Genomic DNA, 13,985 nt, shown 5'->3' with positions numbered 1-13,985 from the left:
GGAAAGGGTATTGCTCACCTGTGCGACAGATGTTTGTATACAAGTACTGCACGACAGGATGGAGCCGCCAGTGAGCAAGATCGAGCGGGCCGAGGTGCTCGTCTCCTCCCCAGGGCGCACGTTCGTCACGTTGCGCATCACCACCACGGACGGCGTGACCGGCCTCGGTGACGCCACGCTCAACGGCCGTGAGCTGGCCGTCGCCAGCTATCTGCGCGACCACGTGGTTCCGCTGCTGATCGGCAGGGACCCCGCCCGCATCGAGGACATGTGGCAGTACCTCTACAAGGGTGCCTACTGGCGGCGCGGGCCCGTCACCATGACGGCGATCGCCGCCGTCGACACCGCACTGTGGGACATCAAGGGCAAGACCGCCGGGCTGCCCGTCTACCAGCTCCTCGGCGGCCGCTCCCGCGACGGCGTGCTGGTCTACTCGCACGCCAGCGGCACGGACGTGCCCTCGCTCCTCGACGACGTCGAGCGCTATCTGGAGCTCGGCTACAAGGCCGTCCGTGCCCAGGCCGCGGTGCCCGACGTCGGCGGCACCTACGGCGTCCGCAAGGGGAAGGTCTACGAACCGGCCGCGACCGAACTGCCCGACGAACAGCCCTGGGACACCGAGGCCTACCTCGGCTTCGCGCCCGCCTACCTGGAAGCGGTCCGGGAGCGGTTCGGCTTCGGCTTCCACCTCCTCCACGACATCCATCACCGGCTCACGCCGATCGAGGCGGCCCGCTTCGGCAAGAGCGTCGAGAACTGCCGGCTGTTCTGGATGGAGGACCCGACCCCGGCCGAGAACCAGGAGGCGTTCCGGCTCATTCGCCGGCACACCACGACGCCGATCGCGGTCGGCGAGGTGATGAACTCGATCTGGGACGTCAAGGACCTGATCACCGAGCAGCTCATCGACTACGTACGCACCACCGTCGTGCACGCGGGCGGCATCACCCACCTGCGGCGGATCTTCGACCTCGCGGCGCTCTACCAGGTGCGGACCGGCTCCCACGGCGCCACCGACCTCTCCCCCGTCAGCATGGCCGCCGCCGTGCACCTCGACATCGCCGTGCCGAACTTCGGGATCCAGGAGCACATGGGCCACCCCGACGCGACCGCCGAGGTGTTCCGCACCGGCGTCACCTTCGCCGACGGCATGCTCCACCCCTCCGATCAGCCGGGCCTCGGCGTCGAGTACGACGAGAAGGCGGCCGAACGCTTCCCCTACCAGCGGCGCTACCTCCCGGTCGCGCGGCGCCTCGACGGCTCGGTGCACGACTGGTGAGCACCCTCGCCCTCCCCGCACTGGACCGCACGGCGCTTGCCCGGCTCGCGCCCGAGCAGCGTCCGGCGGTCGACCCCGCCGAACTGCGCCCCCGTATCGTCCACTTCGGCCTCGGCGCCTTCCACCGGGCGCACCAGGCGGTCTACACCGAGCACGCCGCCGCCCGGTCGGGCGAGCCCTGGGGCATCACGGCCGTCGCGCCCCGGTCGACGCGGACCGTGCGCGCCCTGCGGGACCAGGACTGCCTCTACTCGCTGACCGAACGCCGCCCGGAAGGCAGCGTGTCCCGTGTGGTGGGTGCGGTGGTCGGTGCGCTGGCCATGGGGCCCGACGCCACGGCCGTGGACACTCTCCTCGCCGACCCCGAGGTGACGGTGGTGACCTTGACCATCACGGAGAAGGGCTACCACCGCTCCCCCCAAACCGGCGGCCTGAACACCGCGGCGGCACCGGTCGCCGCCGACCTCGCGGCAGCCCAGGGCGGCCCCCTCACCACGGTGGTCGGACGCCTGGCCGCCGGGCTGGCCGCCCGGATGCGCGCCGGAGCGCCGCCCATCAGCGTCGTGTCCTGCGACAACATGGCCGGCAACGGTGCCGCGCTGAGCCGGGTCGTACGCGACTTCGTCCGGGCCTCCGCCTGGCCGGACCGTACACGGATCCTGGACCGCATGGCCGAAGCCGTCGCCTTCCCCTCGACGGTCGTGGACCGGATCGTGCCCGCGACCAGCGAGGCCGACCGAGCGGCGGCCGACTCCGCGCTCGGCGTCCACGACGCCCTCCCGGTGACGGGTGAGCCGTACCGGCAGTGGGTCCTGGAGGACTCCTTCGCCGCACCCCGGCCACCCTGGGAACTGGACGGCGCCCTGTTCGTCCCGGACGCCGCGCCCTACCAGCTCACCAAACTCCGGCTGCTCAACGGCTCGCACTCGGCCCTGGCCCACCTCGGCGCGGCGGCGGGCCACACCACCATCGCCGGCGCCCTGGCGGCGGACTGGGGCGAGCGCCTCGTCCGGGCCCTGTGCGCGGAGGTCGCCCCCACCCTCCCCGCGGGCGGCCCCGATCCGGGCTCGTACGCCGACGACCTCGTCGTACGCTTCCGCAATCCCGCGATGCACCACCTGCTGCGGCAGATCGGCTCCGACGGATCACTGAAGATCACGGAGCGCTGGCTGCCCGCCCTGCGCACCCTGCGCGCCCACGGCACGAGCACGCCGGTCCTCGAACTCGCCCTCGCCGGCTGGATGCACGGCACCCGCCAGGCCGACGCCCCCACCGATCCCGCGGCCGACGCGCTCGCCGCCTGCTGGGGGCCGGCCGTCCCTGACGTGGAGACGGTCCGCGCACTCCTGCGCGTCCTCGGCGCCACGGACCTGGCGGACGAGGACGCCCTCACCACCGCCGTCGCGGACCGGCTCCCCGCCCTGCGGGCCGGCCGCGTCGAGATCTGAGCCTCACTTCAGTCCATCTGGGCCCCACTTCAGTCCCCGAACAACGGAGTTCACCGATGAAGGACAGCGCCACAGCCGCTCAGCAGGCGCCCCCCGCACCACGCAGCACCCGCGATCTGACCCGCGCCGCCGTCTCGGGCTGGCTCGGCACGGCCATGGAATTCATGGACTTCCAGCTCTACTCGCTGGCCGCCGCGATCGTCTTCGACAAGATCTTCTTCCCGGACGTCAGCCCCGCGATCGGGTTGATCGCCGCGATGGCCACCTACGGCGTCGGTTACGTCGCCCGGCTCGCCGGTGCCGTCTACTTCGGCCGGATGGGCGACCGGATCGGCCGCAAGCGGGTCCTGTATCTCACGATCATGCTGATGGGCGTCTCCACCACCTTGATCGGCGCCCTGCCCACCTACGCCACGATCGGCATCCTCGCGCCCGTCCTGCTCGTCGCGCTGCGGCTGATCCAGGGATTCGGCGCCGGCGCCGAGATCGCCGGGGCCACCGTGATGCTCGCCGAGTACGCACCGGTCAGGCGGCGCGGCCTGGTCGCCTCTCTCGCGTCGCTCGGCACCAACTCCGGAACGCTCGCCGCCTCCGGGCTGTGGGCCATCCTGCTCGCCGTGCTGAGCGAGGACCAACTGCTCTCCTGGGGCTGGCGGTTGCCCTTCCTGCTGAGCTTCGGGCTGATGTTCTTCGCCATCTGGCTGCGCCGCGGCCTCAAGGAGAGCCCCGTGTTCGAGGAGCGCCCCGACGTGGTGGACGGCGTGGCGATGTCCCGCGACGAGGTCGAGTCCGCCGTCGCCACGGTCGACGAGCACCAGGGCAACGTCCTCGCCGCCGGAATCCGCCAGCGCAAGGGCAAGGCCTTCTTCCTCGCGCTGGGGCTGCGCTTCGGCCAGGCGGGCAACTCCGGTCTCGTCCAGACGTTCCTCGTCGGCTACATCGCGACCAACCTCGCGGTCGGCCGGTCCGTCCCCACGAGTGCGATCGTGTACGGCTCGCTGCTGGGCTTCGCCACCGTGCCGGCGGTCGGACTGCTCGGCGACCGCTACGGCCGCCGGGCGATGTACCTCGCGCTGTCCCTGCTCACCACCGTCCTCGCCTTCCCGGTGATGCTGCTCATCACCTCCGGATCGACTCCGGGCCTGATGATCGGCATGGTCCTCGGCCTGAACATCGGTGTCCTCGGCCTGTTCTCGCTGGAGAGCGTGGCGATGGCGGAACTCTTCGGATCCCGCACCCGGTTCACCCAGCTCGCGCTCGCCAAGGAGATCGGCGGCATCCTCGCCACCGCGATCGGCCCGGTCCTGGCGGCGACGCTCACGGCCGTCACCGGCAGCTGGTGGCCCATCGCCGCGATGCTCATCGTCTACTCGCTCATCACCTTCGTCAGCGCGTTCCTCGCGCCCGAGACACGCGGACGCGACCTGGTCCGGCTGGAGGACGCCGTATGAGGGCGGTCGTGGTGCACGGTCCCGGCGACGTACGCGTCGACGAACGCCCCCGGCCGGTGCCGGCCCCGGGCGAGGTGCTGCTGGCCCTGGAATGGGGCGGGATCTGCGGATCCGACATCGCCTACTGGAAGAACGGGGCGTCCGGCACCGCCTCGCTCGCGCACCCGCTGGTGCTCGGTCACGAGGTGGCGGGCCGGATCGCCGCGCTCGGCGAGGGGGTCACCGGCCTCGACGAAGGACAGCCGGTCACCGTCCATCCGGCGCACCTGGTCGGCGACGGCGTCCTGCCGGAGCGGATCGCCGGACGCACCAACCTCTACCCGCGCATCCGCTACTTCGGCTCGGCGGCCTTCGATCCGCACACCGACGGCGGGTTCAGCGAGTACCGGGCGGTCGGCGCGGCCCAGATCCGGCCGCTGCCCGGCGGCGTCGACACCGAGCGCGGTGCCCTGGCCGAACCGCTGGCCGTCGCCCTGCACGCCGTCGGCCGGGTCCCCGACCTGCGCGGCCGCACCGTCCTGGTCAACGGCGCCGGACCGATCGGCTCCCTGGTCGTCGCCGCCGCCCGGCATCGCGGGGCGCGCACGGTCATCGCCGCCGACCTGGCGGCTTCTTCCCTCTCCGTCGCCCGCGCCATGGGCGCCGACGAGACCCGCGACCTCTCCCGCGGAGAGGGCCTGCCCGAGGACGTGGAGCTGGTCTTCGAGGCCTCCGGCGCACCGTCCGCGCTCGGCCCGGTGCTACGCGCCACCGCCCGGGGCGGCACCCTCGTCCAGGTCGGCAATCTGCCCGGTACGGCCGTGTCCACGGCCCTCGGCGACCTGGTGACCCGCGAGATCACCTGGATCGGCTCCTACCGCTTCGTCGAGGAGATCGACGACGCCCTGCGCGCCCTGCGGGACGGTCTGGACGTGACCCCGCTGATCACCCACCGCTTCCCACTGGAACGGGCCGAGGAGGCGCTGGCCGTCGCCGCGGACCCGGGGAGCGGTAGCAGCAAGGTGATGCTGCGGCTGGGCGGGATCTGAGGCGGGCCGGGCTCGTTCCCGCACGCACGTCACGCCACACCACGTCACGTCACGTCACGTCACGTCACGTCACGTCACGTCACAACGTCAATGCATCGACATGTCACCACGTACGCCGTCACGCACCGTCCGTCCGCCAGGAGAATCCCGTGTCCTTGTCGCTCCCGTCCCGCGTCGCCGACAGCCGGCGGCAGATGGCCGACGTCGTGTGCGTCGGCGAGACGATGGCCGTCCTCAGCCCGCCGGACGGCCGTCCGCTCGCCGAGCAGTCGACGCTCAGGATGGCCATCGGCGGTGCCGAGTCGAACGTCGCCTGCGGGCTGGCCGGTCTGGGGCACCGCGCCGCGTGGCTGAGCCGCCTGGGCGACGATCCGTTCGCGCGCCGCATCCTGGCCGAACTCACCGCACGCGGTGTGGACGTGACAGCCGTCGAGACCGACCCGGACCGGCCGACCGGGGTCTATTTCAAGGATCCGGGCCCGGACCGTACCCGCACCCACTACTACCGCGGCGGATCGGCGGCCACCTTGATGGGACCGGACCTGGTCCGGCTGCCCGCGCTGCGCGACGCCCGCATCGTGCACCTTTCGGGCGTCGCCGCGGCGCTCTCCGACAGCTGCGCCCGGCTGCTGGAGGCGGTACTCGTCCACCGCGCCGCAGGCCGGTCGGCCGGTGGGCCGGCCGTCTCCTTCGACGTCAACCACCGCCCAGCGCTCTGGCGCGGCGGCACCCCGGACGCCGCACGGAACCTGCTGAGCCTCGCCCGCGCCGCCGACATCGTGTTCGTCGGACGGGACGAGGCCGAGGCCTTGTGGGGCACCGCCCGGCCGGACGACATCGCGGACCTGCTCGAACCCGCACCGGTCGTGGTCGTCAAGGACGCCGAGCACGGGGCGACCTCCTATGCCGGCGGTACCCGGACGTTCGTCCCAGCCCTGCCCACCAAGGTGGTCGAACCGGTCGGCGCGGGTGACGCCTTCGCGGCCGGGTATCTGGCCGGCGTCCTGGAGCACCGCGACGCACGGGCCCGGCTGCGCCTCGGCCATCTCGCGGCCTCCGCCGCACTGCGGACCAGGGACGACGTTCCCGTCATGCCGCCCCGCACGGAGACCGACCACCACCTCGCCCTGGACGACACCGCCTGGGCGGCCACGACACCGAGGTGAGCGGCGCCGGGCCGCGTGTTCTCCGCCCCGCCCGTCCGCCCCTTCGCCTGCCCGTCCGCCCCGCCGTCCGCTGGCCGCCCCACCCGACCGTCCGCCTGTCCCGCCCGGACGTCCGTCCGCCCCGCCCCGAGGTCCGTCCGTCCGCCCTGCCCCACCCCGAGGTCCGTCCGTCCGCCCTGCCCCACCCCGAGGTCCGTCCGTCTGCCCCGCCCGACCGACCCCGCACGGACGCCCCTTCGCCTACCCGTCCACCGCCAGCCCGTCCGACCGTCCGCCCGCCCCACCCGACCGTCCGCCCGCCCCGCCCGGACGTCCGTCCACCCCGCCCCGCCCCGAGGTCCGTCGGTCCGCCCCGCCCGACCGCCCCCGCACGGACACCCCTTCGCCTACCCGTCCACCGCCAGCCCGTCCGACCGTCCGCCCCACCCTGCCCCGAGGTCCGTCCGTCCGCCCCGCCCGACCGCCCCCGCACGGCCGTCCACCGTCCACCCCGCCCGCCGTTTGCCCCGCTCGTTCGTCCGCAGTTCGCCCCGTCCGCCGGCAGGGCGCGGCCGGTACGGCGGGCGGCAGTTGCCGCCGTTCGCCCCGCTCGTCCGTCCGCCCCGCCCGCCAGCCCGCCCGTCCGACCGACCGTCCGACCGCGCGCCATTCGCCCCTCCCGCCGTCCGCCCCGCTCATCCGTCCGCCCCGCCTGCCCGACCGCCGCCCGTCCGCCCGCCAGCCCGTCCACCCGTCCACCCGTCCACCCGTCCACCCGAAGGGAACCTCCCCCATGAACACCAACTTCCTCGCCGGGCTGTCCCAGGACCGTGTGATCGCCGTCGTCCGGGCACCGGAGATCCCCGACGCGGCGGCGCTGTGCGCGGCCCTGCGCGCGGGCGGTATCCGTTGGATCGAGTTCACCCGCACCACCCCCGGGCTCGCCACACACCTGCGCCGGGCGGTGGCACGCGGCGCGGACGGTATCGGCGCGGGCACGGTGATGACCGCTGAGCAGGCAGAGGAGCTGATCGACGCGGGTGCCCGGTATCTCGTCACGCCCGGCTGCCGCCCGGACGTCGCGAAAGCGGCGTCGGCGGCCGGAGTGCCGGTGGTGATGGGCGCCCTCTCCCCGACGGAGGTAGGGCTGGCACTCGATCTCGGAGCGGACGCGGTGAAGATCTTCCCCGCCCGCGCCTTCGGCCCCCGGTACTTCCAGGACCTGGCCGGCCCTTTCCCGGACGCACCCCTGGTGGCCTCCGGAGGCGTCGACGCGGACAACGCGGCTGATTTCCTCAAAGCCGGGGCGCGTGCGGTGTGCGCCGGTTCGCACGTCGTACCGCCCTCCGTGGTGGCCGCCGGGGACTGGCCGGAGATCACCCGACGCGCCCGTGCCTTCACCGACTCACTGGCCGACGCCGTCGTTCGGACGAGATCGCGGAGGCAATGGATCAACCCTTCCCGGCTCTCCGGTAACGTCGAGGTATGAGCCATCCGCATCCAGAGCTGCAAGCCGCCCCGCCGTTGCCCGAGGGAGGGCTGCGGATCGTCGCCCTGGGCGGCCTCGGTGAGATCGGCCGCAACATGACCGTCTTCGAGTATGCCGGGAAGCTGCTCGTCGTCGACTGTGGCGTGCTGTTCCCCGAGGAGACCCAGCCCGGCGTGGATGTGATCCTGCCCGACTTCACCTCGATCCGGGACCGCCTGGACGACATCGTGGCGGTGGTGCTCACCCATGGGCACGAGGACCACATCGGGGGCGTGCCGTATCTGCTGCGCGAACGGTCCGACATCCCCGTCGTCGGCTCGAAACTGACGCTGGCCTTCCTCGATGCCAAGCTCAAGGAGCACGGCATCCGGCCGCGCACGGTGCGGGTACGTGAGGGCGACCGGCGCGGGTTCGGGCCCTTCGACTGCGAGTTCGTCGCGGTGAACCACTCCATCCCGGACGCTCTCGCGGTCGCGATCCGCACCGGTGCGGGGATGGTGCTGCACACCGGCGACTTCAAGATGGACCAGTTCCCGCTGGACGACCGCATCACCGACCTGCGGGCCTTCGCCCGCCTCGGTGAGGAGGGCGTCGACCTCTTCCTGACCGACTCCACCAACGCCGAAGTACCCGGATTCACCGTCTCCGAGCGGGAGTTGAACCCGGCGATCGAGCAGGTCCTGCGCACCGCGCCGCGCCGCGTGATCGTCTCCAGCTTCGCCAGCCATGTGCACCGCATCCAGCAGGTCCTGGACGCCGCTCACCAGCACGGCCGAAAGGTCGCCTTCGTGGGCCGGTCGATGGTCCGCAACATGGGCATCGCCCGCGACCTGGGCTACCTGAAGGTTCCACGCGGCCTGGTGGTCAGCATGAAGGAACTGGAGAAGCTCCCCGACCACAAGATCACCCTCGTGTGCACCGGATCCCAGGGCGAGCCGATGGCCGCGCTGTCCCGGATGGCCAACCGCGACCATGTGATCCGTATCGGCGAGGGCGACACCGTCCTGCTCGCCAGCTCCCTGATCCCGGGCAATGAGAACGCCATCTACCGGGTGATCAACGGGCTGACCCGGTGGGGTGCCCATGTCGTCCACAAGGGCAACGCCAAGGTGCACGTCTCCGGACACGCCAGCGCCGGTGAACTCGTCTACTGCTACAACATCGTCAAGCCGCGCAACGTGATGCCCGTGCACGGCGAGTGGAAGCACATGCGGGCCAACGCCGACCTCGCGATCCGTACCGGCGTCGATCCCGACCGAGTGGTCATCGCCGAGGACGGTGTGGTCGTCGACCTGGTCGACGGTCGCGTCTCGATCACCGGCAAGGTGCCCGCGGGCAACGTCTACGTGGACGGCATGGAAGTCGGCGGCGCCACCGAAGCCTCCCTCAAGGACCGCCTCACCCTCGCCAACGAAGGCGTGGTCACCGTCGTGGCGCTCGTCGACGCCGACACCGGCGCCCTCGCCGAGCCCCCGGACTTCCTGGCCCGCGGATTCGTCCACGACGACACCACCTTCGAGCCGGTCATCCCGGTGATCGAGAAGACGTTGGCCACCGCGGCCGAGGAGGGTGTCGGCGACGCGCACCAGCTCGAACAGCTCATCGCCCGCGCGGTGGCGTCCTGGGCGTTCCGCACCTACCGCCGCAAGCCCCTCATCATCCCGGTCATCATCGACGCCTGACCCGGACCGACGACCGCCGGACCACCACCGGCCCGCCGGACCGCCCGGACCCCGCCGCCCCGCCGACCCGCCGACCCGCCGACCCGCCGACCAGAGAAGGTGCGTGGATGAGCAGGCGCTTCGAAGAGATCGCCTGGAGCCCGACACCTCTGGGGGACATCTCTCTGCGGCGTCGGCGGTATCCGGGATCGGAGACCGATGTGTACGAGGTGAAACTCGGGGACGAGTTCCTGATGTCCAGCCTCTTCACCGCGGGAGAGGTCGCACTGGCCCGGCTCGGACTGGCGCGGTCGCCCGATGCCGATCTCGACGTAGCGGTGGGCGGACTCGGCCTCGGGTACACCGCCCGGACCGCCCTGGACGACCCCCGTGTCCGGTCCCTGATCGTGGTCGAGGCGCTCGGCGAAGTCATCGAATGGCACGAGCGCCACTTGGTGCCGCTCGGCTCCCACCTGGCATCGGACCCCCGCTGCCGACTGGTCCAGGGCGACTTCTTCGCAGCGGCCGGCGATCCCGTCGGCCTCGATCCGCGCTCACCCGGCCGCCGCTTCCACGCCATCCTGCTGGACATCGACCACTCGCCGCGCCACGTACTGAATCCACGCCACGCCGCGCTCTACCAGCCGCCGGGGCTCCGCGCCCTCGCCGACCGCCTCCACCCCGACGGCGTCTTCGCCCTGTGGTCCAACGACCCGCCGGACGAGCAGTTCACCTCCACACTCGCGGAAGTCTTCGCCGCGCCACAAGCCCACGTGGTCGACTTCGACAACCCGCTCCAGGGCGGCATCGCGACGAACACCGTCTATGTGGCGCGGAAGCAGGAAGTGCCTGTTCGTCCGGGGTGAGCCGCGGCCCCACCCGGTCAGCCCAGTTCCGTCTCCAGCCATCGCAGTACATCGGGCGTCACGAGGTCGGTGATGTCGGCGAACTCGTCATGCTTCTTGAGGAACTTGGCCACGTAGGGGCAGACCGGCACGATGCGTTTCCCGGACCGGCGCACGTCGGCAAGTGCCTGTTGGACCAACTGTGCCGCCAGGCCCTGACCGGCGAAGGCCTGGTCGACTTCCGTATGGAAGAAGACCCGCTGCTCTTCGCGATCGCGGTACGCGGTCAGCCCGGCACGCCGGCCGTCGACCAGGATCTCGTACCGGTGACCGGCATCCACCCGCTCGACGGTCACAGCGGCGGAAGACTGGCTCATGGGGTGCCCTGCTTTCGGACGGAGGTCAGCCACGCGGGGGATTCCGGCGCGGCAGGATGACGGCGTTCGGCAGGGCCGGCGCGGGAAGGCGGTCCCCCGGATACTCCACGACGTCGCCGAAGCGGTCGGAGGAGGTCTCCCAGTCCGCTCGGGCCCGGACGATGTCCTCATGGCTGCGTCCGACGAAGTTCCACCACATGACGATCTCCTCCTCGAACGGAGGGCCGCCCAGCAGGATGGTCCGCGCCGGACCCTCCGACTCGTTCACCAGCGTCAGGGCGCCGACGCCTGGAGGCACGTAGCCCAGTTCGGCCGGGCGCAGCACCGTGCCGGACAGGCGGACGTCACCGCTGTCGACGAGGAGACCGTGCTCGAAGGCGGGGTCCACGGCGAGACTGATCGCCGCACCGGGTTCGAGGGTGATCTCGGCCCCGAGCAGGGGCGTGAAGGTCCGCACCGGTGAGACGGCTCCGGCGAGCGAGCCCAGGAAGACCCTGATCTCGGCCCCGTCGACCCGTACGGGTTCGGGGATGTGGTGCTGAAAGTCGCGCTCGGTACTCCGGTGTTCCTCGGGTAGCGCCACCCACAGCTGGACGCCGTGGAGAACGGTGGTGCGCGGGGTGGAGACCTCCGAGTGGCTGATGCCGTACCCGCCGGTCATGAGGTTCATCTCGCCGGGCCGGATGAGGGCCTGGGTGCCCAGGCTGTCGCGGTGCTCGACCTCCCCGCTGAACAGCCAGCTCACTGTCTGAAGGCCGGTGTGCGGATGGGGAGCGACGTCCATGCCGTGCGTCGTGGTGACGTCGACGGGGCCGTAGTGATCGGCGAAGCACCAGGCCCCGATCAGGGTCCGAGCCCGCTGGGGCAGCGTGCGCCGTACGAGCATCGCGCGGGGTCCGCCGAGTGGCACGTCCCGGGCGGCCAGCACCTCGACCCCGGGCGCCTCGGTGGGTTCCGCGCTGTCGACCAGCGCGCCACACCTCAGTTCCGCAGGTTCGGTTTCCACGTTGCTCACCGAGACCACCTCCCACACCGTCTTGTTGTCACATCAACTATCATGCCATGAGTGCGGGCGAATGGCACACGCCGACCAGGCTCCACAGGATCACCTCCCCGCACCCCGGTGCCCCGGATCAGGACGCGTCCTCATCCAGCTTCGCCACCACTCGTTCGGAGATCCGGGCCAGCGTCCGCAGTTCCGCCGGCGTGACGTGGTCGAGGAACAGGGCGCGCACCGACTCCACATGAAGCGGGGCGGCGGCCTCGATCGCGGCCCGCCCCGCCTCCGTGATCACCACGAACGCGCCGCGCCCGTCCTCGGCGCACTCGTCGCGCACCACCAGCCCGCGCTTCACCATGCGGGCGATGTGATGGGACATCCGGCTCTTCTCCCACTCCAAGACCCGGCCAAGCTCCAGAAACCGCTGCCGCCCCTCCGGTACGTCCGTCAGATTGACCAGGACCGCGAAGTCCGCCACCGACATGTTCGACTCGCTCTGCAACAAACGCGACAACCGGCCCCCCAGCCGCTCCTGCAACCGCACGAAGCTCCGCCACGCGTGCTGCTCCTCCGGCGTCAACCACCGCACCGTCTCGTCCATGAGGGAAGTCTAGGACGTGGTTGACAGCTCATCGAACTACCGATCGCCGCCCAGCGCCTCGAGTCGGATACGAAGCGTCGCCGCGATCTGTTCGGCCGCGGCGAGTTGGTCCGGCGTGAGGGGGGTGACGAACAGTTCCCGGACGGCACGCAGATGAGGCAGGGACGCGTCCCGGAACGCTTCCGCCCCCTCGGGCATGAGCACCACTTCAGCGCCCCGGCTGTCCGTGCGGCAGTCTTCGCGTCGGATCAGCCCTCGCCGCTCCATGCGCCCGAGCTGGTGCGAGAGACGGCTGCGCTGCCAGCCGATGCGGGCCGCCAGTACGGAGGGGCGCAGCCTGCGCCCCTCCGCTTCCCGCAGCGCGAGGAGCACGGCGTAGTCGCCGGTCGACAAGGACGACTCCCTCTGCAGGCGCGAGGCGAGTTCGGAACGGAGCGCTTGTGTCGTCTCGATGAAGTCGCGCCAGATCCGTAGTTCCTCGGCGGTGGGAAGCAGCTTGCGTCGCTCTGTCATGTGTCGCCATCCCTGTAGTTGACACATCAATCATAGGAGAGTATTGATTGACACGTCAACCAGTCGGCCACGGACACAGCGGCCGTTCACGAAGGAGCCCTCCATGTCTGAACTCGTCTTCGGCCTGGACACGTTCGGCGACGTGCCGGAGGACGACTCCGGCACCCCCGTGTCCGACGCCCGGGCCATCCGGCAGGTTCTCGATGAGGCCGTTCTCGCGGAGGAGACCGGGGTCGACGTCATCGCCCTCGGTGAGCACCACCGTCCGGAGTACGCGATCTCGTCTCCGGAGACCGTGCTCGCCGGAATCGCCACCCGCACCAGCCGCATCCGTCTCTCCTCCGGCGTGACCGTGCTCAGCTCCGACGATCCCGTCCGCGTGTTCCAGCGGTTCTCGACGGTGGACGCACTCTCGAACGGCCGGGCGGAGGTCATCCTCGGGCGCGGTTCCTTCACCGAGTCGTTCCCCCTCTTCGGATACGACCTGAGCGACTACGACGTGCTGTTCGAGGAGAAGATCGAGCTCTTCGCCAAGCTGCTGGAGGAGAAGCCCGTCACCTGGAGCGGCACCAAGCGCGCTCCGCTCGACAACGCCGACGTCTTCCCCAAGACCGAGTCCGGGCAGCTGACCACCTGGGTCGGTGTCGGCGGTTCACCCCAGTCGGTCATCCGCACCGCGCAGTACGGCTTCCCGCTCATGATCGCCATCATCGGCGGCAGCCCGGAGCGCTTCGCGCCCTACGTCGACCTCTACCAGCGCGCCACCGACAAGTTCGGCACGACCGCCCACCCGGTCGGCATGCACTCACCGGGCTTCATCGCCGACACGGACGACGAGGCGCGGGAGCTGCACTGGCCGCACTACAAGGTCATCCGTGACCGCATCGGCGCACTGCGCGGCTGGCCGCCGGTCCGCCGGGAGGAGTACGAGAGCGAGATCGCCCGCGGCTCCCTCTACATCGGCTCGCCCGAGACGGTCGCCCGCAAGATCGCCCGCGCCGTCAAGGCACTCGAGGTCGGCCGGTTCGACCTCATCTACACCGCCGGAGCCCAGCCGATCAGCGCCCGCCTGCGTGCCGTCGAGCTGTACGGCACGAAGGTGATCCCGATGGTCCGCGACCTCCTCGCCGGCTGACGCCGTGAACGGA

The 13,985-nt window shown here is 71.3% G+C and carries 13 protein-coding genes; 9 read left to right on the top strand and 4 right to left on the bottom strand.

All coding sequences use genetic code 11. From position 1 onward, the window contains the following. Positions 1-70: 70 nt before the first annotated feature. The 8 genes from manD (at position 71) to AB0I77_RS23265 (ending at position 10,367) form a co-directional block, all read left to right on the top strand. Complete coding sequence (gene manD / locus AB0I77_RS23300; RefSeq protein ID WP_363284578.1) at positions 71-1,279, top strand: D-mannonate dehydratase ManD; 1,209 nt, start codon at positions 71-73, stop codon at positions 1,277-1,279. Then, complete coding sequence (locus AB0I77_RS23295) at positions 1,276-2,727, top strand: mannitol dehydrogenase family protein (protein WP_363284577.1); 1,452 nt, start codon at positions 1,276-1,278, stop codon at positions 2,725-2,727. Before manD ends, AB0I77_RS23295 begins: the two co-directional genes overlap by 4 nt. Positions 2,728-2,783: 56 nt before the next feature. Beyond that, complete coding sequence (locus tag AB0I77_RS23290) at positions 2,784-4,178, top strand: MFS transporter (RefSeq protein WP_363284576.1); 1,395 nt, start codon at positions 2,784-2,786, stop codon at positions 4,176-4,178. After that, positions 4,175-5,206 carry an L-idonate 5-dehydrogenase gene (locus AB0I77_RS23285; protein WP_363284575.1) on the top strand — a complete coding sequence of 344 codons (1,032 nt, stop codon included), beginning with the start codon at positions 4,175-4,177 and terminating at the stop codon, positions 5,204-5,206. The genes AB0I77_RS23290 and AB0I77_RS23285 overlap by 4 nt, the downstream gene beginning before the upstream one ends. Before the next feature lie 149 nt (positions 5,207-5,355). Then, on the top strand, positions 5,356-6,372 hold the full coding sequence (locus AB0I77_RS23280) for a sugar kinase (RefSeq protein ID WP_363284574.1): 1,017 nt from the start codon (positions 5,356-5,358) through the stop codon (positions 6,370-6,372). Positions 6,373-7,144: 772 nt separating this feature from the next. After that, positions 7,145-7,840, top strand: coding sequence for a bifunctional 4-hydroxy-2-oxoglutarate aldolase/2-dehydro-3-deoxy-phosphogluconate aldolase (locus AB0I77_RS23275; protein ID WP_363284573.1), 696 nt, complete (start codon positions 7,145-7,147; stop codon positions 7,838-7,840). Then, on the top strand, positions 7,837-9,522 hold the full coding sequence (locus AB0I77_RS23270; protein WP_363284572.1) for a ribonuclease J: 1,686 nt from the start codon (positions 7,837-7,839) through the stop codon (positions 9,520-9,522). Before AB0I77_RS23275 ends, AB0I77_RS23270 begins: the two co-directional genes overlap by 4 nt. Positions 9,523-9,629: 107 nt before the next feature. Further along, complete coding sequence (locus AB0I77_RS23265; protein WP_363284571.1) at positions 9,630-10,367, top strand: spermidine synthase; 738 nt, start codon at positions 9,630-9,632, stop codon at positions 10,365-10,367. A 17-nt stretch (positions 10,368-10,384) separates the two neighbouring features. On the opposite strand, the gene AB0I77_RS23260 is transcribed toward AB0I77_RS23265, so the two are convergent. From AB0I77_RS23260 to AB0I77_RS23245, 4 genes are all read right to left on the bottom strand, one after another. Continuing rightward, positions 10,385-10,723 carry a GNAT family N-acetyltransferase gene (locus AB0I77_RS23260; protein ID WP_363284570.1) on the bottom strand — a complete coding sequence of 113 codons (339 nt, stop codon included), beginning with the start codon at positions 10,721-10,723 and terminating at the stop codon, positions 10,385-10,387. A gap of 25 nt (positions 10,724-10,748) precedes the next feature. Continuing rightward, on the bottom strand, positions 10,749-11,738 hold the full coding sequence (locus tag AB0I77_RS23255; protein WP_363284569.1) for a pirin family protein: 990 nt from the start codon (positions 11,736-11,738) through the stop codon (positions 10,749-10,751). A gap of 118 nt (positions 11,739-11,856) precedes the next feature. Continuing rightward, entirely contained in the window at positions 11,857-12,324 is a 468-nt protein-coding gene (locus AB0I77_RS23250; RefSeq protein ID WP_363284568.1) for a helix-turn-helix domain-containing protein, read from the bottom strand. A gap of 36 nt (positions 12,325-12,360) precedes the next feature. Beyond that, the gene (locus AB0I77_RS23245) at positions 12,361-12,837 is read right to left on the bottom strand and encodes a MarR family transcriptional regulator (RefSeq protein WP_363284567.1); all 477 of its coding nucleotides are present in this window, start codon (positions 12,835-12,837) and stop codon (positions 12,361-12,363) included. A 103-nt stretch (positions 12,838-12,940) separates the two neighbouring features. Between AB0I77_RS23245 and AB0I77_RS23240 the strand changes: the two genes are divergently transcribed. Beyond that, the gene (locus AB0I77_RS23240; RefSeq protein ID WP_363284566.1) at positions 12,941-13,972 is read left to right on the top strand and encodes an LLM class flavin-dependent oxidoreductase; all 1,032 of its coding nucleotides are present in this window, start codon (positions 12,941-12,943) and stop codon (positions 13,970-13,972) included. Positions 13,973-13,985: the final 13 nt, after the last annotated feature.

Origin of the sequence: Streptomyces sp. NPDC050619 (assembly GCF_040654815.1) — a bacterium.
Taxonomy (GTDB): domain Bacteria; phylum Actinomycetota; class Actinomycetes; order Streptomycetales; family Streptomycetaceae; genus Streptomyces.
This window is presented reverse-complemented; position numbering and strand designations above follow the sequence as displayed.

What these genes read in the sequence shown, in the direction of transcription:
- AB0I77_RS23290 (WP_363284576.1), top strand. Translation starts at nt 2,784, where the DNA reads ATGAAGGACAGCGCCACAGCCGCTCAGCAGGCGCCCCCCGCACCACGC.
- AB0I77_RS23285 (WP_363284575.1), top strand. Translation starts at nt 4,175, where the DNA reads ATGAGGGCGGTCGTGGTGCACGGTCCCGGCGACGTACGCGTCGACGAA.
- AB0I77_RS23275 (WP_363284573.1), top strand. Translation starts at nt 7,145, where the DNA reads ATGAACACCAACTTCCTCGCCGGGCTGTCCCAGGACCGTGTGATCGCC.
- AB0I77_RS23270 (WP_363284572.1), top strand. Translation starts at nt 7,837, where the DNA reads ATGAGCCATCCGCATCCAGAGCTGCAAGCCGCCCCGCCGTTGCCCGAG.
- AB0I77_RS23265 (WP_363284571.1), top strand. Translation starts at nt 9,630, where the DNA reads ATGAGCAGGCGCTTCGAAGAGATCGCCTGGAGCCCGACACCTCTGGGG.
- AB0I77_RS23260 (WP_363284570.1), bottom strand. Translation starts at nt 10,723, where the DNA reads ATGAGCCAGTCTTCCGCCGCTGTGACCGTCGAGCGGGTGGATGCCGGT.
- AB0I77_RS23250 (WP_363284568.1), bottom strand. Translation starts at nt 12,324, where the DNA reads ATGGACGAGACGGTGCGGTGGTTGACGCCGGAGGAGCAGCACGCGTGG.
- AB0I77_RS23245 (WP_363284567.1), bottom strand. Translation starts at nt 12,837, where the DNA reads ATGACAGAGCGACGCAAGCTGCTTCCCACCGCCGAGGAACTACGGATC.
- AB0I77_RS23240 (WP_363284566.1), top strand. Translation starts at nt 12,941, where the DNA reads ATGTCTGAACTCGTCTTCGGCCTGGACACGTTCGGCGACGTGCCGGAG.